Consider the following 19,614-nt stretch of genomic DNA (forward strand, 5'->3'; position numbering starts at 1 on the left):
TCTTTATATTCTTTCATAACCTCTTTAATTTCATCCAATTCAAGATGTCCTTCAATTTTTTTGCTATTTTTTACCATGAATATTAATTTGTAATTTATATGGTATAAACTTTTCGAGAAAAACTATATTTCTAAATAATTTTTATAATCTTCAGAATTCATAGTCTAACCTACTTTTAAAATCAATTACTATTCTAATCTTTCTGTAATTCTTGATAAAAATTCCAAATTATCAATGATTCTATTCATTTCAGAAATATCTTCTAAGGATATATTTTTATTATTAGATCTAAATGCTAAATTTATTTTGGAATATTCTCCTTTTCCTGTAATAATATATTCTGGAGAGCATTTATATAAATTAGATAACTTATTTAAAGAACTACCCTTTAATTTTCGTTCATTATTTTCTAATTTTGCAATTTGTCCTTGTTTAAAACCCAAATAATCTGCAATTTGATTTTGAGTAAAATTAAAATCTTTTCTTAATCTTTTTAATCTATCACCCACTGTTTCATTCATTTTAATCACCTAACTAAAAAAATTTTTATTCTTAATAATAAATTTGGAATAAAATATTATATAAATCTAACTAAAAATATTCCATCAAATTCTATATACTCTTAAAACATTTAGCTTTTTTAACTTTTTATGCAATAATTACAGATAACTATGTTTTAAAACAGATTCATTAAATAATATTATATCTAATAATGACAATTATATTTACAGGAAAACATAATATGTATGTTAAAGTTTTATAGATAAACTAAGTGGAGACGAATATATGGTTAGTTTTAGTAATATAAATGAGGCAAAAGAATTTTTTAAAAATGATTTATTTGCTTCAAGTAATGGAATTGAATTAGATGAATTAAGTGAAAAGGAATGTTTATGTAGTATGACTCTAAATAAGAACCATTTAAATGCTTATGGTGGTGTGATGGGAGGTGTAATATTTACTCTTGCAGATTTTGCATTTGCAGTATTGTCTAATCAGTTACATAGGCCTACTGTTGCTCAACAAGTAAACATTAATTATTTAAATGCCCCTAAAGGCAAAAAACTCTTTGCAAGAGCAGTTTGTAAAAAAGATGGCCGAACAACATCTGTACTTAACATCAATGTATTTGATGATGTTGGAAGAGATGTTGCTCAATTTATCGGAACTGGTTTCAAGTTAAATATTTAGTCATAATCCCATTCAAGAGAATCTGATAAATCAGAACGGCAAGATTCACAAATTGCTGCTGATGGATCATTTAAACATCCATATACTGGCAAGTAATCATATTTTCAACCCATAATTTTATTAGATTGTCCCAGTATATAAATGGTGTTTAAAAAAATAATAATAGAGTCAATATTTAAATTAATTTAGTTGAAAAGAAAATTTATAGAAGCATATATAAAATAATTACTTCTTATTATAATTCACCATTTTCTTTTCTTTTTTCAAGAAGCTCTAAACCAATATTTCCTAGTTTATACTTTTGAATTTTACCGCTTGTTGTAAGAGGAAACTCATCAACAAAGAAAACATATTTAGGCACTTTATATCTTGCAATTTGACCAATACAAAAATCACGAATGTCTGCTTCAGTAATATCATCAAATCCTTCATTTTTAATAATAAAAGCACCTACAATTTCCCCATATTTTTCATCAGGAATTCCTGCTACTTGAACATCTTGAACACAGTCATTAGTGAATAAAAACTCTTCAATTTCCCGTGGATAAATGTTTTCTCCACCTCTAATAATCATGTCTTTGATACGTCCAACAATTGAATAATATCCATCTTCATCAACAGTAGCTAAATCTCCTGTATGTAACCATCCATCTTCTTCAATAGTCTCAGCAGTTTTTTCAGGCATGTTATAATATCCTTTCATAACATTAAATCCTCTACACATGATTTCTCCAGCTTCACCAACACCTACTTCTTTGCCTGTTTCAGGGTCAATAATTTTTACCTCAACATTAGGGAACTTCCTACCTACTGTGTGAATTTTTTTCTCAAAAGAATCACTAGCATTAGTTTGAGTAAATCCCGGTGAGGCTTCTGTTAATCCATAAACACTAGTAATTTCTTTCATATTTAACTTTTCAATAGCATCTTTCATTGTTTCAACAGGACAAGTTGACCCTGCCATAATTCCAGTACGAAGAGATGACATGTCAAACATGTCAAACATTGGATGATTCATCATACCAATAAACATTGTAGGTACTCCATAAAGTGAAGTACATTTTTCTTTTTGAATAGATGATATTGCCAATAGTGGATCATATTCTTCTAAAACAATTAAAGTAGAACCATGAGTAATTACAGCCATAACACCTAAAACTGTTCCAAAACAATGAAATAGAGGTACTTGCAATAATAGCTTATCATTACTAGTGTAGTTCATATTTTCTCCAATATAATAACCATCATTTACTATATTTCTACTTGTAAGCATTACTCCTTTAGGAAAACCTTCAGTACCACTTGTATACTGCATATTAATTACATCATGTTGAGTTACAGAATCTTTTATTTTTTGATATTCCTCATCATCATAATTCATTCCAAGTAATAACAATTCATTAGTATTATACATTCCCCTGTGTTTCTCTTGGCCTAAGTGGATAATGCTTTTTAAATATGGAAAATTTTCACTTTCAAGTAATCCCCTTTCACATTCTTTCATTTCTGGAACAAGATTATGCATAATTTCAAAATAGTTTATATCTCTAAATCTATCAGTCATAGCTATTGCTTTCATATCTGATTGTTTTAAAACATATTCTAACTCATGAATTTGATAAGCTGTATTTACAGTTACAATTGTTGCTCCAATTTTGGCAGTTGCAAACATGAAAGTTAACCACTCAGGAACATTTTTAGCCCATATACCTACATGATCACCTTTTCTTATACCAATAGCTAATAACCCTTTAGCTAAATTATCAACTCTTTCATTAAATTCTTTATAAGTAAATCTAAGATTTCTATCTGGATAAACCATGAATTCATGATCAGGCTGTTTTTCAACTTGTTTTTCGAAAAATTTTCCTAATGAAAGTTCTGTAAATAGTTCACTCATATTATCACCATTAGAATGGAGTGTATAAAACAGCTAATATTCTTGCTTTTTCATCATGTGCATGTAAATGATGGGGTACAACCGAATCGTAATATATACTATCTCCAGCCTTTACAATAAATTTGTCTTTTCCATATTCTACTTCAATCTCCCCTTCAAGTACATAAATGAATTCTTCACCTTCATGAGATGACAATTCATAATTTTCCTCATAAGTAATATCAATAATAAAAGGATCCATATTTCTATCAATTTTACCTGCACCTAATGGATGAAACTCTAAATTACTTGATTTTGTATTGTTTTCTCTTCCTGAAAAATATAAAACATTGTCAGGTTTTCCATTTCTTACAACTACAGGACCTAATTGTGGTGCATCATCAAGAAAAGTTCCAAGTCTAACATCTAAAGCTTTTGCCATTTTAGTTAATGGAGTAAGTGATGGGATTATTTCTCCAGACTCTATTGCTTTTAAAACATCTATTTTTACACCACTTTTTTCTGCAACCTCTTCTATAGTCATTTGTTGTCTTTCTCTGATACTTTTAACTTTTAAAGCAAAATTTTTATTTTCTTCCATCTTTTCACCTTTAATAGGTTAGCTGAATAAATTACAATAAAACAATTTATATGATTTATATATTTAATATTTTTCTAATTTTTCCATATTTTATCTAAAACTTTATTTTATTTAAAATTATGAAAAAGAATAAATGTTGATAAAAACAACATAATATTATGAAATTAGTTAATTTAGATGAATTCATTGAACATTTTAATAATAGTAGTGTTGTTGATATGGATTCAGATATTGGAAAATATTCAACATTATTTAGTGAAGAAGCTCGTAAAATTACATGTGAAATTAACAATAATTTCCATAGACAAGAAGAAATTCGAGACTTATTTTCTAAATTAATTGGTAGTGAAGTAAGTGATGATTTTCGTTTATTCCCACCATTTTATACTGATTTCGGTAAAAATATTCATTTAAAAGAAAATGTTTTTATAAATAGTGATTGTAAATTTCAAGACCAAGGTGGAATTTGGATTGGAAAAAATGTTTTAATAGGACATGGTGTTATTCTAGCTACTTTAAATCACTGTGAAAATCCAAAAGAAAGACAAAATCTTATTCCAAAATCTATCCATATTGGTGATGATGTATGGATTGGTTCTGCTGCTGTGGTTCTTCAAGGAGTTACCATAGGTGATGGAGCAATAATAGCTGCAGGTGCTGTTGTAACTAAAGATGTAAAACCTTATACTATTGTTGGGGGTGTACCTGCAAAATATATAAGAGATGTGCAAATTTAAAAAAATATATTATCCTTTTGGCATTGTTTAGAAAAAGTACAATATTTACATAAAAATTGTTTTTTAGGTGGAAATTTTCCCTGATTAATATTGAATCTTACCTCATCAATTAAATTAATATATTCTTGATACTCAGTTTTATCACAATATGTTCTCTTTTTAGTTGAATCTGTAAAATTTAAGAATCTATAATCCCCTTCTTTTGTAAAATACACTCCTGCTTGAGTTATATTTTCTTCAGGATATAACTCTTCAATTAACATTTTATAATAACATAATTCTCGCCTATATGGAGTAATTGAACGAGTTTTTCCTGTTTTGTAGTCTATTATGGTTAATGTATCATCTTTTGGATTTCTCAAAACAATGTCCGCTATACCACTAAAATTATGTTTTTCATCCATTAAGTATTCCTCAGCCATATATACATCTAATTTCTTATCTATAATTGTTTCTTTAAAAAATTTAGCTAAATTATAACAGTGATCATGATAATTGGTTTCTGGATAATGTTTTTTATTTAAATCATACATTGTTTTTAAAAAATTATCTTCAATTTTATTTTCTTGATATAAATATATGAATTGTTCTGCTAAATAATGAACTTCTTTTCCTATTTGAAGGTAAATACTTTCTTCTGGAGTTATTTTATCTATATATTGATATTTAAATTCAAGAGGACATTTTAAATAAGTGTTTATTTTTGATTTAGATAATCTCATAATTTGACCTTAAATTAAATATTGAATTTAATATTTAAAAAAATTTCTCTTATAAAGTTAGAAATCATCCTCTACTGTAATACATTCCTTGGACAAACATCAACACATACTTCGCAGTAACTACATTCACCAGATTAAATATTTAATATTTTTCCATTTATTAATCTAAGAACTCCTATCTGACAAACAGCCCTATATTTCCTTTTTTAAAAAATAGTCCACTATATAAAAAGTGAACTATTGATAGATTGACCTTTTCAAATATGTCTAAATCTTAAATTCATGAAAACTACTTAAAACATCATTATAATCCAAAGTAATTGAATCTGCAGAATCATAATCCTTAAAGTTTACTCTATAATATTATTTGTTTATTTATTTTCTAAACTAAAAAAATAAGTTGAAAAAATTCAACTTATAAAATAATATTTTATTTATCATATATAATACAATCTTTCATTATTTCAATTAGACTCTTGTTTAAAGGATTGTTTAGTGATAAATCCCGATTTTTATTAACAGATCCAAACTCTGCAAAATAAGGTAGATGATTATAATCTAAAAAGATTGTTGTTCCAAAGCTTATTTCATTTCCTTTAATTTTAACACCATAATCTAAAACATCACACACTTCAATTTGTTCATTAGTTTTAATGTCTTTTTTAAATTTTCCAGTCTCAATACCAAATGTAGAGATATTGCCTTGTGTATTGATTTCAATTATATCTTCTGGATTTGTAAATCCAAAAGCTTCCCCAAATACATGAACTAATCTAATATAAATTCCGTTTTTGTTTATTTTTCTTGAAATAAAATCAAAAAATTCATCATTCATTTCATAGAAAGTATACTTTTCATCTGCAAGACCCATATATGTTGGCATGGTGTTATTTTTAGATAATTCATCTACATAGAATGGAAATTCATCATTTACATTTACAGCATTTAAAATAGTTTTTTTCACATTAATATTCATTTTATTTTCTCCGAATGGTGCGGTTAATTTCTAACAATTGAATTACTAGATTAGCTATCTAATTAAAAGGTGAATATGTACTTATTAAATAGCTGAAATATAGGTTAAATATTTTTGTGGTGTCATTTTATCAACTCATTGAGTCAAAATTCTATTTTGATATAATGGTGTGGTTTTCTATATCAATTGCAAGATTAACTTATGGCAACAACTTATATTTAAAGTTTTTCATTTGTTTTTTACTTATTAAAAAAATATTAATGTGGTGATTAAATTAATTTAAACTTTCTTTTTAACTGTAATACAATTTTTTGGACATGCTACTTCACATATTCCACAAAAACTACAGTCTTTAATATCCCTAATAGCTATTTTTCCACCATTAAATGTTAAAACATTATTAGGACAAGCTAATACACATTTTTGGCATCTAAGCCCATCACAAAATCTTGTTCTTATCCTAAAAACAATATCAGTATTTGCATTTCTCTTATTATTTTCTATTGCAGTATTTATTGCTTGTTTTGCTGCGTGTTCTATAAATAGGCCTAACAATGACGGAGACCCACCATTACGATGTCTAGCTCTCATGCTTATTATATTATTTTGGCATGCCTAATAATACTTTCGATTTTAGGTTTACAAAAATTCGATTGAAAAAAGCTTATTTAATTAATAGAATATTTTAACATTATATTAAATGAATATTAAGAATATAATTTCAAACTTAAGATAATACGAATTAAATTAGCTTATATGAAGCTAAATAAAATCTAATTAAAAAATATTTTATAACCAGAATTTATTTTTTTGCATAAACTGAAAACCAATGAGGTATAAATTCAGCAATCTTATTTAAATCTTCTTCAATGTAAAAAAAATCTTCACCATTTCCTATTCTTAAAAGCAAATCGCCTAAGTTTTTACTTTTAGTTTCTTTAACTAAATAATTTAAGTATTCTTTTTTAAACATCCTTTTAAACATATATTTAATTTCAAATGGCTTAGTGTTTTGAATGTATTGTCGAAATTCTTCTTGTGTATGTGTGTCTTTAGAATAAAATTTAATTTCTCTAAAACCAATTGATTCTAATAATTTCCTATATTCTTCTTCAGAATACATTTTCATATCCATTATGTCACAAAAATATTGAATCATTGGATTAATCGTATCTCTTTTTTGCATTTCATTACAAATAAACAAGTATCCATCATCCTGTAGAATTCTATATATTTCTTTAAAACTTTTTTCTAAATCTGGCCAAAAATAATTTGTTTCAAATCCACTAACAATATTAAATGCATTATCATTAAATTCTGTTTTTGATATGTCTCCTTGTACAATTTTAACTTGTCCTTTTTCAATTTCGTCTTTATTATATTTAATTGACTCATTAACACTTGTTTTACTATAATCTAGTCCATAAATTTTACCTTTTTTAGCTAATTTTGAAAATCTATTTACATTACTTCCCCCACCACATCCTACATCTAAAATTATATCATCATTTTTAACCTCAATATGTTCAAATCCCCATTTATGGATAGGTAAATGATCTTCATTCATTCCTTTAATCATCTTTGAACCCATAAAACCACCAGGTTTACGGCAATTAATAAAGATTTTATTCATAATAGGGCTAATCAATCTATCTATTTTAGATGTATTTACATCATTATTTAAAATCGAAGTATCAACAGACATTTTAATTACCTCAATTAAATATTTTTATTTAATACTTAAATATATTTAGGTATACCAAATAAATATTTTGTCTTTTTGGATTAATTTGTCTTTTAGGTATGATAATATTTATATATTATTTTAAGATATCTAATATATATTTAGGATAATTCTTATTTTTTACAATAAAAAATTAATTATTCTATTTTTAACTAAAAGTTACATTTTAAGTTTTATTTAATAAAATTAAGAAATGGACCTTTTAGTTTAAATAATAATTTTTAGGTTTACCTAATTAATTATTACCCTAAATAAAGAAAAAATAGGTTAGAAAAATGAAAACAACTAATAAAAATAGATTTTTTTATCTTTTAAGCTTTTCAGGAAGATATAAATATTTAAGTATTCTTGGTTGTATCTTATCTGCAGTAGCTGCAATATGTGCCATGATGCCATTTTATTATATATGGAAATTTGTTGATGCAATTTGTTTGGCATTTCCAAATATAAATAATGCTCAAAATCTTGAAAACTATGCAATAATGGCTTTAACATTTGCAATATTAAATTTAGTAATATACTTCTTTGCTTTAATGTCAACACACTTATCTGCATTTCATAATGAAAAAAATATGAAGCAAAAAGCTGTTGATCATATTGTTAAATTACCATTAGGATACTTTACAAAAAACAGTTCTGGAAAACTCAGTAAAATTATAGATTATAGTACTTCAAAAACAGAAGCATTTTTAGCTCATATGTTACCAGACTTAATTGGTGCATTAATAACACCAATTATATTTTTAATAATATTATTCTATGTAGATTGGTTACTTGGGTTAATATGTCTAATTCCACTACTTATAGCATTTTCAATGTTTATTCCAATGTTCAGTTCAAAAAGTAAAAATTTCATGATTTTATACCAAAGATCACTTGAAAATATGAATGCAGAAGCAGTTGAATATATTAGGGGAATGCCAGTAACTAAAACATTTCAACAAACAATATTTTCATATAAAAACTTCTATGATTCAATTAAAAAATATAGTAAATTTGTATCTAACTACACATTATCTACCCAAATACCATTTACTGCATTTACAGTATCTATAAATGGATTTTTTGCACTATTAATCCCTGTAGGAATCTTATTTACAGCTTCAGTAATTGATATTACATTTTTATCAAAATTAATATTTTATATAATATTTACACCATTTGCTGCTGTAATGTTAAATAAAATCATGTATGTAAGTCAAAATTGGATGATAGCAAGTGATGCAATAGATAAAATTGACACTATATTAAATGAAAAACCGCTAGATTATACCTCTAATCCTCAATCACCAAATAACTATGATATTGAGTTTAATAATGTATATTTTGATTATAATAACTCTCAAAATCATGATGATGGAACCTTAAAGAATATTAACTTTAAAGTTTATGAAGGTGAAACTGTTGCTTTAGTTGGTCCATCTGGAAGTGGTAAATCTACAATCGCATCACTTGTTCCAAGATTTTGGGATGTAAATGAAGGCGAAATTACTATTGGTGGCGTGAACATTAAAAATATGTCCCAAGAGGAACTAATGAAAAACGTTTCATTTGTATTTCAAAATATCCAATTATTTAAAGATACCATATTAAATAATGTAAGAATGGGAGATTCATCTGTAAGTCGTGAAAAAGTCTTAGAAGTTCTTGAAATTGCCCAATGTAGCGATATAATTGAAAAATTAAAAGATGGAATTGATAGTGAAATTGGTAAAAAAGGACTTTATTTATCTGGTGGTGAACAACAAAGAATTGCTCTTGCAAGAGCTCTTTTAAAAGATGCGCCTATTGTTATTCTAGATGAAGCTACTGCATTAGCTGATCCTGAAAATGAGCTCAAAATACAAAAATCACTTTCAGAAATCACAAAAGGAAAAACAGTTCTTGTAATAGCTCATAGATTATCAACAATTCAAAATGTAGATAGGATAATTGTTATAAATAATGGTGAAATCATTGAAGAAGGTTCCCATAATGAACTATTAGAGTTAAATGGATTCTATTCATCAATGTGGGAAGAATATAACAAATCAATACAATGGAAATTAGTTAATGAAGGTGATTTAAATGATTGATTACTTTTCTAAGAGATTTGAACTAACTGAAGAGGGATCTAAAAACTTAGTTAAATCTATTATTTACACAGTATTAGGAAATATAAGTTTAATGTTTCCTGTAGGTTTATATATAGGATTACTATACTTATTAATCACACCTTTAACTGGTGGAGAATATATAGAACCTAATTTAGGCATTTTTATTCTAGCAATATTAGTTGTTTTGGGAATTATATTTATTTTACACTACAGACAGTATTATTTCTTATACACCACCACATATACTGAAAGTGGAAAGAGAAGGATTAATTTAGCTGAAAGTCTTAGAAAACTTCCATTAGCTTTCTTTGAAAATAGAGACTTAACTGATTTAAGTTCAACAATTATGAATGACTGTACTGACTTAGAACATGTATTTTCACATGCAATTCCTCAATTAACAGGTTCTATAATAACCCTTATTATAATTACAATAGGATTCTTAACTTTTGATTGGAGATTAACAATTGCTCTTCTATGGCCAGTCCCTGTATCTTTTGCCGTGCTTCTTATATTTAAATCCCTTAATGAGAAATACTCTGAAAAATTACATTATGAAGTCCGTTCATCAACAGATGGAATTCAAGAATGCATTGAGTCTATTCGTGATTTAAAATCATATAATTATGAAAAAAAATATTTAAATAAATTATCTAATAAATTCAAAAATTTAGAATCAATGAGAATTAAAACTGAATTAGCATTAGCTCCTGGAGTCATTATTGGACAAATGATATTAAAATTAGGTGTCATATCAGTTATGCTTTATGGAGCAAGTTTAATTGTCAACAATGAAGTGTCCATATTCGTATTTTTAGTTTATTTGATCTCATCGGCTATCGTATTTACACCAGTTGAAAACGCATTGCAGTTTTTAGCTGAAATTATTGCTTCAAATACAAAAATTGAACATATGAAAGAAATTAATTCCCTTGTTCCAAAAGAAAGTTTAGACAATTATACCTTAGATGGATACGATATTGAATTTAAAGATGTTGAATTTGCATATAATGATTTTAAAGAAGATTCAACCAATACCTTAAATAATATTAACTTCACAGCAAAACAAGGAGAAGTAACTGCATTAATCGGCCCATCCGGTGGAGGTAAAAGTACTGTATCTAAATTAGCAGCTAAATTTTGGGATCCTGATAAAGGTAGTGTGTCTTTAGGTGGAGTAGATTTAGCTAATGTTGATTCAGAAAAGATCTTAGAAAATTATTCTATTGTTTTCCAAGATGTAGTGCTTTTTAATGATACTGTTATGGAAAACATTAGAATTGGTAAAAAAGATGCCAGTGATGAAGAAGTATTTGAAGCTGCAAGAGCTGCTCAATGTGATGAATTTGTTTTAAAGTTACCAGAAGGCTATGATACTATAATTGGTGAAAATGGTGCATTACTTTCAGGTGGAGAAAGACAAAGAATTTCTATTGCAAGAGCTATTCTTAAAAATGCTCCAATAATTCTTTTAGATGAAGCTACTTCATTTTTAGATGTTGAAAACGAATCATTAATTCAAAAAGCATTATCAAGTCTTATTCAAAATAAAACAGTTATTATTATTGCACATCGTATGCGTACAATAGCTAATGCTGATAAAATTATTGTACTTGATAATGGTTTTATTGTTGAAGAGGGTTCTCCTGAAGAATTACTTGAAAATGAAGGAATATTTTATAAAATGGTTAATATACAAAACAAAAGCATTAATTGGAAAATTAATTAATTTTAATTTTCCTTTAATTTTTTACCACAATTAGTGCAAATATAATCATCTTCACTTATTGGATTTCCACAATTGGACAAAAGCTACTATTAGCTTAAAATAAATTATTATTTGTTTTAATTTCTTTTAATAAATTCTCGATATTTTTAATACGTTTAGAATCTGCAGGATATGTTGAAAAGAAATCGAACTCATGAGATGATGTTTGACTCATTTTTCTCCAAAAATTAGGAATTCCAGATATATCGTATCCTGCCCAATTAATAATTGTCATCCCCAGCCTATTTGCTTCAAGTTCATGTTGTCTTGAAAAAGATTGTATTACAGACCTGCCAATACTTGCTAAATACTCTTCAACAGCATTTATTAATCTAATAGTTATATTAGCTAAAATTTTTCCATTGTTAGTATCATCTAATAGTTTGTTTGTCTTAAATCATATAAGATTCATTTAAAAAATCATCATTAATATATCAAAGTGCTTTTTTTTCCTGTAAATGGATTAGTGGCGCTCCTATCCTCTTTCATATAAACACTATTTAATAATATTGAAATAAAAGTATATAATTAATTTAGTGTTAAATATTAAATATATAAAAATAACTTAGGGGAAATCTTAAAGATTATGGAGATTATTAAATGAGACGAAATAGTGGAAGAAGTTGGAAATTTAAATTTGCTATTGTTATGCTAATAATTGCTTCTATTTTTTTCGTATCTAGAATTATTGTTCTAGGTGATCCAGAAGAAGTTGTTGCATACTTATGGAAACAAATTGGTTTTATTCCTGTAAATATTCTTATTGTTGCATTATTACTTGATGGAATTATGAGTAAAAAAGAAAGAGAAGCTATTCTCGAAAAATTAGACATGCTTATGGGAACTTTTTTTACTGAAATAGGTAATGATTTAATTAGTGAAATTAGTAAAGCTAATAAAAATAAATCAAAAACCAAAGACTTAAAATCAATTAAAAATTGGACAGATAAAGATTATGAAAATAAATTAAAAGAATTAAGAGACTCTCCAATTGATTTTGAAGCTGATGTTCCACTAGAAGATCGTGAAGAATTCTTAACCAGCATTCATGTTAGTATTGAAAAAAACAGAGAATTCATTATTAACCTTATAAATAATCCAAATTTATTTGAAAAAGATGAATTTTCAGCTTTAGTTCTTGCTCTTTTACATTTAGATGAAGAACTTTCTCGTAGAGGAGATTTAAGTAATATTGATGATGTTGATTTTAATCATTTAACTGGAGATATTAAAAGAGTATATACTCACCTTGTATATGAGTGGATTTACTATTTAAAATATTTAAATCAATTTTACCCGTACATGATTTCATTAGCTATACGTACTAATCCATTTGATAGTGATGCCGATGTTCATGTAATTGAATAGTTTTATGGTATATATATAACTACATAAAATCTTATTTTATTTCATGCTGATTGTTTTAATTAATTCTGAATATAATAATTAACTAGTTTTATTATTTGTTATTTATTTTAATTTATTATAGTTTTAATTTAAAAAAAAGAAAAAAAGTTTAGGAAATTATTCATAAATATAGAAGTTAACTTCCCAACTTACAGTTTCATAATAATCTATACTAAAGGTTTCACTAGTATCTGAAGTATAAGTAACAGAATCAGATCTAGTTTTAACAGCACTTTTTGAACCCCAATCAACACCAATTTCCTTACCATTAGAACCTGAAACATATACATGATTAGTAGCATAATTTTTAATAGGATAAGCAGAAACTTCTACTTTAATTTTACCTGGAGGTACAGAAATTGTTTCAAAACCTGAACCTGATCCTGAATAGCTACCAATTAACTGCCAAGACTTTTCATGAGATTCAACAGAAGATGTTTTTGTTGGAGTATGTGTGACTTCCTCACTTTCAGCAGCTCCATCTTCAATACTATCTGCACTTTTAATATTAACATCATCTGAAGTATCTGGATTATTATTAACAGTTAAAAAGGAAATAGCAGCAATTAAAATAATAATCACTAATATTAAAGCTATTATAATAAGTTTTTGATTATAACTAGATTTAGTTTCAGTGTTTTTAGAATATAATTTATTTCCACACACTTTACAAAAATTAGCTGTGTCCTTATTTTCATTACCACATTTACTGCATTTCATTAATAATAACATATGAAAATAATAATATTTAATGATTATGTATTAAATATGTGATTAATGCTATTAATTAGCATTAATTAAATTAAAAAAAGATTATTCTTTTTCAATAACAACAGCAGTACCATATGCTAAAACTTCTTGCATATTTGTAGAAATACTATCTGAATCCATTCTTAAAGAAACTATTGCATTTGCACCTAATTCTTTTGCATGGGTAATACATCGTTCAATAGATTCATCTCTTGATTCTTCCATCATTTTAACATATTGTTTGATTTCTCCACCAAAAATAGATTTAACACCAGCTCCTATATCTCCACCAATACCCCGGCTTCGAACAGTTAAACCATATACAAATCCTTTATTTTCAACAACTTTATACCCAGCAATGTAATTTGCACTAGAAATCGGAAATTTTTCAAAATTTACCATATTTATCACCTTAATTTTAATTAAAATAGAAAAATTGGGACATGCCCAATATTTTCTAATCGCTGTTCAACCATCATCAATACATATTAATTGTTTGTGTAAATTTAATATAAATACTCTTCTTTTTATTGTCCAACCACAATCAACACATACTAATACCTAATCTACAATTTGACAGTAAATGTGAATTAAATCCATGAGTCTCCTCCTCCCGAGAAAATAACTCTAAAGTAGATTGATTTTATATTAATTGATTTTACCATGGTTTATTTTTTTAAATAATATCTAATTTAATTAACTGGTTAAATTATGGAAAAAATTTCTTAATTAATCTAGTTATTTTTTTAAACTGCGGTAAGATGAAGGAGTTAATTCAAAATATTCTTTGAATGCAGATGAAAATTTACTATGATTCTTATATCCAATTTCGGTTGAAATTTCTTTAATTGATTTATCTGATGAAATTAAAAGATTAGCTGCAACTTGAAGACGATATTCTTTTCTCCACTGAAAAATAGATTTACCATAAACTTCTTTAAAACAATTTTTAATAGATGTTTTACTGATTCCATACCTATTTGATAAATCATTTAAAGTAATATTTGTGTCTAAATTATCAATTAAATAATTTTTAATTCGTTTAACTATAGTTACATGTTTTAATGAACAGTGATTTTTATTTGTATTAGTATCACCAATTTCCAATTTCAATAAAAATATTAAAAACTCAACAATCTTTAATTTAAAATAAACCTCATTAATATTATCATCAACTTCATAAATCTCACCAATAATGTGGTTTATTTCATCTTTAGCACCTACAATGACAAAACCACCATTTTCTTTTAATTTATTAAATAACTCAGATAAATTAATTTCACCAACACCAATAAATTCATCTAATGATTTTTGAGCTACCTTACAATCAAAAGATATTTCTAAACCTTCATAATATCCTAATGGAAATTCAGAAATATCATAATCAATACTACTTATACTAGCAGCTAATTCTCCTTCACCTAAATAAAGAAGAATATCTCCCTGCACCCTACATTCATAACGTCCCTTATTACAATGATTTATTACAATTAAATCTTCGTCAGGTGTGAATCTAAGTTGATTGCAATTTAGTGAATTAAAACTATTAAATTGAAGATCAATTCCATTAAAAACGTGATAACTAATAATATTACCCTTACCACAGTCTAAATCTAAAAAATAGCTAGTTTTATTCTCATTATCTATAACATAACTATTAGAATCTTTAAAAATATCTGTTTTATTAAAATAATCTTTAAGATAATATCTATTAGAATTCATAAAAACACCTATAATTAATAATATATATAAAATATCTATAAAAACTTTAACATGAGTTGGTTATATGCATAAAGATAAACATGTGATTGAAACGTTAGGTAAAGTGAAAGTAGTTATTGAAAATGGAAAGATTAGTGAAATTGGAGAATCCGATGTTGAATATTGCCCAATGTTTCATTCATTTTATGGTGTTAAAAAAATTGATTCTGACTTTATTCGTAAAAATATTGAATTTAGAATTAAAGACTTTGGAATGTGTACTCCAGATAGAATAATTAAAATGGATGATGCCGTTACAGTCGGTATTTCCGAAATTTTAAAAACAAATATGGAAAAAGGAAATATTGATTGTGTAGTTGGTGTTTGTGATGGTGCAGGCACTATTTTAATGGAAAATCCTAATGTTGTTCAAGGTGTTGGTGGGAGAGTATCTTGCATTGTAAAAACAACTCCTATTCCAAAAGTTATTAGAAATCTAGAAAAAGAAGAATGTGTTGTTTTAAATCCTAATACTGGCGAAATAAACCAATTAGAAGGTTTAAAACTAGCTATTAAAAAAGGTTATAAAAACATTGCAGTAACAGTTATTCCATCTAAAAGCATTGAAAAAATTAGAAATTATCCTGTTGATGATGATGTAAATATTTACATATTTGTTGCACATACAAGTGGATGTAGTGAAGATGAAACAAAAATGATATTTGAAAATGCAGACATTGTAACAGCATGTGCATCAAAGAGTATTTTTGAATATGCCGATGAACATAAACCTTATTATTATGGTAAAAAGATTCCTATTTTCTGTGCAAGCAGTGCTGGTAGAAAATTTCTTGATACAAGACTTAAATTTATTAAAAAAGAATTAACCACAAATAATTATCCTAGAGATAAAAGTGATATGCCTCATAAACTAATATAATTTCACTGAGTATTTTTTGCATTTTAATTAAATATTATTCCAAATGAGAATTAGATGATTGCTTTATTTGCAGTTGCTATTCATCTTAAATGGATGACATTATTTGGAGGTATAATACCAATTATAACTTGGATATTAGTTGCATGTTTTTTTACAACCGTATTTTGCTTGGATTTTATATTTACTATTACTTATCATCTGAAAACATAAATAAGAAACTTAAAAATAGTTAAAAATAAAAAGGAAGTAAGGAATAGTTAAACTATTCTTTTACTTTATCATACACCTTTTTAGCTACAATACCAGTAGCAACTAAACCTAATAAGGAATAAGGTCTTGGCCTCAATAGAGGACGACCTCTATATCTTCTACCATGTCTCATTTTTAAAAACTCCCTTTAATATACTCTCACGAGCATAGTATATAATATATTATAAGTAATATTTAAAGGTATTATTTATTAGGAGTGCTTAAAAAACAATATAAAAATTTATAATAACCTAAATTTAAAATTAAATCACAAGAAATTTTTATTTACCCAAAAATAAAAAAAATCTTAGTTAAAAAAATTTTTTATATAACTAATAATTTGATTGAATATTGATTGACCTTCATCACTTTTTAAGAAACTATCAAGTTGCTGTTTATATTGTGAAGCTTGATCTTGCACAGATTGAGATTGTGAAATCGCATCTGCAAGTTTATCAACATCGGCATCAGAGAGATTAATATTATTTTGAATAGCTACATTGTTAATTATATTAATAATTGTATCTTTTGATGAAGTATTTTCTTGTTTAACTTGTTCTTTAACATCAGACACTAAATTAGCTAATTTATCACCATCAACATTAGAATTATTAACAATTTCACTTTGAGCATGAATTTCGCCATTAGCAGCTTCTTTAACTTTATCAGGAATTTCAATATCAGTAGCTTCTTCATAAGAATCCATAATACCTGCAAGAGCAGACTCACCAGTAGAAACAACAGGACTAGTTACATATACATGTCCTTGATTAATACCAGCTGAATCAAGAGCTGTTTTAAACATTGCTGGTGTTACAGTTGTGATTTTAGAAGTATCTACAGTAATAGTAATACCATTTGTTTCATTTAAATCAAGTAATGCTGATGAAAATATTTGATTTGAAGAGTATGTTCTTTGAGAAATACCTGATGAGATTTCATTAACATCTTCAGCACTTACTACTTCACTTTCAACATCGTTCATGTTAATATGTGCATTGTTAACAAAGTAATTATCAACAAAACTTTTGTATTGAGAATTGTGGTATGTAGTTTCACCATATGATACAACCAATGAATTTGATTGACTAGTAGCAGCTAATGGAAGCATAACAGCAACACATATTATTACTAACATGATTAAACTGATTGTAATCTTACGCATTATTATCACCTCAATTTGTATAAATTATTTTACATCATCAAATATTTAAATATTTCTTTAAATAGTATTTTCAAGATAAAATATTATACACTATTTCAACTAAATCATAAGTTTTATTTGTTGATGTAATGTTTTCTAAAATATCTATACAAACATTGGATAACCAGTTTTAGCTATAATTATAAGTTTAATTTTATTTACTTTAAAGAGTTATTTAAAAAAAAAGAAAGTGTAAATTTAAAATTTACACTTCTAATTCAACATCACTTTTTTCATTAGAAACAATGATACTTTGTTCATTTTCTTCAGAAAATGATATTATCAAAGTTTCTTCTTCACAAGCACCACAATCTTGTTCAATACAATCATTAATTTTTTGTTGAATAGTACTTATTTCCTCATCGTCAATTAAATCAATTAATTCCAGTTGTTGTTGGAATCTTTCAATCGCATCGAAAGGTAAATTTTCAACAAAGGGAATAGCACCTGTTGCTCCAATAATTTTCTTTTTATTTTCCTCTGCACCATTCTCAAACAAAGCTTTAAAACTTTGTCCAGTAATGTGGCCTTGTACTTCTGAACCAGATAATATTAAGAATCGAATATTAGGATTTGAAATAATATTTGCAACAACTTTTTCAATTCCCAAATTTTCTGTCTTACAGGGTCCTGCAATTGCTGCTCCAGAAAGTTCTGACTCTATATGAGAAGCTAATGTAGCTACTGCAACTGGACTTTCTGGATCTCCAACAATATAATCTCCAGTAATTACTGGCCATATTTCAGATGTTTTCTTTTTAGATACCATTTCTACACCCCTATTTTTTATTTAATTCTAATAATAGAATTAATTATTACACAATATATTAGTTATTTTAGACTTTATTTCCTCTTTTTTAATTAAATCTTCATCGCTTAATTCATATAAACCAAACATTGCCATTTCATATAATGTTTTATTTAATTTTCGTCCTTTAACAGTTAAATGATATTCAGTCGATGTTTTATTCAAAGAGGTAGTTTTCTTTTCTATTAGCTGATTTTTTTCTAAGCATTTCAATGTATAAGATAATACATTATTTCTTAAGTCGGGTTTATCCTCAAGAAATTGACTAAAATACCTTTTACCAGTGAATAAATCTTTAAGTATGACAATTGCCCATTTTTTATTTAATATTTTAAGGGTTTTTTTAATATAACAATCTTCATGACTGTACTGGTAAGTTTCAACCATGATTTTCACCTCCTAAAATATCCTCTCTCTAATTGATATTATGGTCAAAATCACTATTTAAATAGGTAGTTCGTTTATAAGAACTATGAATTTTTTTTATTTAGAAAAAATAACTAAATAAAAATAAAATCCATTTTAATAAAATTTATTTTAAAAAAAGTATAATTGTAAAGCTTGTAATATCTCCAAGATTAACAATATAAGTATTAAAAATCATTATAACACTTAAATTAGGTTATAATACTTTAGTTGTATTGTTTGTTGTACCATTATGAGTCTTATTAGATCCAACAACGACATTAGTAAAATTACTAGACTTAGTAATTGAAAATTACATCAAAGTTAGCAGACTCGCTAATACCTAAATTAATATGTCAGATATTCCATCATCAATGGCTATTCCTGAAAATGATTAATAGAGTTATCTTCAGCTGATACCACAGGTATACAAAAA

21 protein-coding genes and 1 pseudogene are annotated in these 19,614 nt (G+C 26.2%); 6 read left to right on the plus strand and 16 right to left on the minus strand.

What is annotated here, in order from left to right; all coding sequences use genetic code 11:
- Positions 1-188: 188 nt before the first annotated feature.
- Positions 189-521, minus strand: coding sequence for a helix-turn-helix domain-containing protein (locus tag MBORA_RS02065; RefSeq protein WP_042692354.1), 333 nt, complete (start codon positions 519-521; stop codon positions 189-191).
- Positions 522-786: 265 nt separating this feature from the next.
- On the opposite strand from MBORA_RS02065, the gene MBORA_RS02070 reads away from it, so the two are divergent.
- The gene (locus MBORA_RS02070) at positions 787-1,191 is read left to right on the plus strand and encodes a PaaI family thioesterase (protein WP_042692356.1); all 405 of its coding nucleotides are present in this window, start codon (positions 787-789) and stop codon (positions 1,189-1,191) included.
- Positions 1,192-1,426: 235 nt separating this feature from the next.
- Here MBORA_RS02070 and MBORA_RS02075 read toward each other — a convergent pair whose 3' ends face one another.
- The gene (locus tag MBORA_RS02075; RefSeq protein ID WP_042692358.1) at positions 1,427-3,091 is read right to left on the minus strand and encodes an AMP-binding protein; all 1,665 of its coding nucleotides are present in this window, start codon (positions 3,089-3,091) and stop codon (positions 1,427-1,429) included.
- Positions 3,092-3,101: 10 nt separating this feature from the next.
- Positions 3,102-3,671, minus strand: coding sequence for an XRE family transcriptional regulator (locus MBORA_RS02080; RefSeq protein WP_042692361.1), 570 nt, complete (start codon positions 3,669-3,671; stop codon positions 3,102-3,104).
- 158 nt (positions 3,672-3,829) lie between these two features.
- Here MBORA_RS02080 and MBORA_RS11285 point away from each other — a divergent pair, with 158 nt between their 5' ends.
- The gene (locus MBORA_RS11285) at positions 3,830-4,408 is read left to right on the plus strand and encodes a DapH/DapD/GlmU-related protein (RefSeq protein ID WP_042692364.1); all 579 of its coding nucleotides are present in this window, start codon (positions 3,830-3,832) and stop codon (positions 4,406-4,408) included.
- Here MBORA_RS11285 and MBORA_RS02090 read toward each other — a convergent pair.
- The 5 genes and pseudogenes from MBORA_RS02090 to MBORA_RS02105 form a co-directional block, all read right to left on the minus strand.
- Positions 4,405-5,130 (minus strand): CRISPR-associated protein Cas4, encoded by a 726-nt coding sequence (locus MBORA_RS02090; RefSeq protein WP_042692366.1) that lies wholly within the window; start codon positions 5,128-5,130, stop codon positions 4,405-4,407. The genes MBORA_RS11285 and MBORA_RS02090 overlap by 4 nt on opposite strands.
- Positions 5,131-5,201: 71 nt before the next feature.
- Positions 5,202-5,258 (minus strand): annotated as a pseudogene (locus MBORA_RS11425) (4Fe-4S binding protein); the annotation flags it as partial.
- Between the two features lie 302 nt (positions 5,259-5,560).
- Entirely contained in the window at positions 5,561-6,106 is a 546-nt protein-coding gene (locus MBORA_RS02095) for a hypothetical protein (protein ID WP_042692369.1), read from the minus strand.
- 279 nt (positions 6,107-6,385) lie between these two features.
- On the minus strand, positions 6,386-6,697 hold the full coding sequence (locus MBORA_RS02100; RefSeq protein ID WP_147659472.1) for a hypothetical protein: 312 nt from the start codon (positions 6,695-6,697) through the stop codon (positions 6,386-6,388).
- 211 nt (positions 6,698-6,908) lie between these two features.
- Positions 6,909-7,811, minus strand: coding sequence for a class I SAM-dependent methyltransferase (locus MBORA_RS02105; protein ID WP_063720165.1), 903 nt, complete (start codon positions 7,809-7,811; stop codon positions 6,909-6,911).
- A 314-nt stretch (positions 7,812-8,125) separates the two neighbouring features.
- Between MBORA_RS02105 and MBORA_RS02110 the strand changes: the two genes are divergently transcribed.
- Together MBORA_RS02110 and MBORA_RS02115 are read left to right on the plus strand one after the other, a co-directional pair.
- The gene (locus MBORA_RS02110) at positions 8,126-9,925 is read left to right on the plus strand and encodes an ABC transporter ATP-binding protein (RefSeq protein WP_042692372.1); all 1,800 of its coding nucleotides are present in this window, start codon (positions 8,126-8,128) and stop codon (positions 9,923-9,925) included.
- The gene (locus MBORA_RS02115; protein ID WP_063720166.1) at positions 9,918-11,675 is read left to right on the plus strand and encodes an ABC transporter ATP-binding protein; all 1,758 of its coding nucleotides are present in this window, start codon (positions 9,918-9,920) and stop codon (positions 11,673-11,675) included. The genes MBORA_RS02110 and MBORA_RS02115 overlap by 8 nt, the downstream gene beginning before the upstream one ends.
- A 2-nt stretch (positions 11,676-11,677) precedes the next feature.
- Here the strand turns inward: MBORA_RS02115 and MBORA_RS11430 are convergent, their stop codons facing one another.
- Positions 11,678-11,755, minus strand: a complete 78-nt coding sequence (locus tag MBORA_RS11430; RefSeq protein WP_081738364.1) for a zinc ribbon domain-containing protein — start codon at positions 11,753-11,755, stop codon at positions 11,678-11,680.
- A 14-nt stretch (positions 11,756-11,769) separates the two neighbouring features.
- Positions 11,770-12,069: a M48 family metalloprotease gene (locus tag MBORA_RS10195; protein ID WP_081738335.1), complete on the minus strand. Its 300-nt coding sequence runs from the start codon at positions 12,067-12,069 to the stop codon at positions 11,770-11,772.
- A 245-nt stretch (positions 12,070-12,314) separates the two neighbouring features.
- Between MBORA_RS10195 and MBORA_RS02125 the strand changes: the two genes are divergently transcribed.
- The gene (locus MBORA_RS02125; protein WP_042692377.1) at positions 12,315-13,082 is read left to right on the plus strand and encodes a hypothetical protein; all 768 of its coding nucleotides are present in this window, start codon (positions 12,315-12,317) and stop codon (positions 13,080-13,082) included.
- Between the two features lie 156 nt (positions 13,083-13,238).
- Here the strand turns inward: MBORA_RS02125 and MBORA_RS02130 are convergent, their stop codons facing one another.
- The 3 genes from MBORA_RS02130 to MBORA_RS02140 form a co-directional block, all read right to left on the minus strand.
- Positions 13,239-13,841, minus strand: coding sequence for a zinc ribbon domain-containing protein (locus MBORA_RS02130; RefSeq protein WP_042692380.1), 603 nt, complete (start codon positions 13,839-13,841; stop codon positions 13,239-13,241).
- A 93-nt stretch (positions 13,842-13,934) separates the two neighbouring features.
- Entirely contained in the window at positions 13,935-14,273 is a 339-nt protein-coding gene (locus MBORA_RS02135; protein ID WP_042692383.1) for a heavy metal-binding domain-containing protein, read from the minus strand.
- Between the two features lie 336 nt (positions 14,274-14,609).
- Positions 14,610-15,593 (minus strand): helix-turn-helix transcriptional regulator, encoded by a 984-nt coding sequence (locus MBORA_RS02140; RefSeq protein ID WP_063720167.1) that lies wholly within the window; start codon positions 15,591-15,593, stop codon positions 14,610-14,612.
- A 64-nt stretch (positions 15,594-15,657) separates the two neighbouring features.
- On the opposite strand from MBORA_RS02140, the gene MBORA_RS02145 reads away from it, so the two are divergent.
- Positions 15,658-16,512, plus strand: a complete 855-nt coding sequence (locus MBORA_RS02145; protein WP_042692390.1) for a methanogenesis marker 8 protein — start codon at positions 15,658-15,660, stop codon at positions 16,510-16,512.
- 556 nt (positions 16,513-17,068) lie between these two features.
- Here the strand turns inward: MBORA_RS02145 and MBORA_RS02150 are convergent.
- The 3 genes from MBORA_RS02150 to MBORA_RS02160 all read right to left on the minus strand — a co-directional run bounded on the left by MBORA_RS02150 (position 17,069) and on the right by MBORA_RS02160 (position 19,160).
- Complete coding sequence (locus MBORA_RS02150) at positions 17,069-17,926, minus strand: DUF1002 domain-containing protein (RefSeq protein WP_042692393.1); 858 nt, start codon at positions 17,924-17,926, stop codon at positions 17,069-17,071.
- 244 nt (positions 17,927-18,170) lie between these two features.
- Positions 18,171-18,734: a tetrahydromethanopterin S-methyltransferase subunit A gene (gene mtrA, locus MBORA_RS02155; RefSeq protein WP_042692396.1), complete on the minus strand. Its 564-nt coding sequence runs from the start codon at positions 18,732-18,734 to the stop codon at positions 18,171-18,173.
- A gap of 39 nt (positions 18,735-18,773) precedes the next feature.
- Positions 18,774-19,160 (minus strand): winged helix-turn-helix transcriptional regulator, encoded by a 387-nt coding sequence (locus MBORA_RS02160; RefSeq protein ID WP_042692398.1) that lies wholly within the window; start codon positions 19,158-19,160, stop codon positions 18,774-18,776.
- Between the last annotated feature and the right edge of the window lie 454 nt (positions 19,161-19,614).

Origin of the sequence: Methanobrevibacter oralis (assembly GCF_001639275.1) — an archaeon.
Lineage (GTDB): Archaea > Methanobacteriota > Methanobacteria > Methanobacteriales > Methanobacteriaceae > Methanocatella > Methanocatella oralis.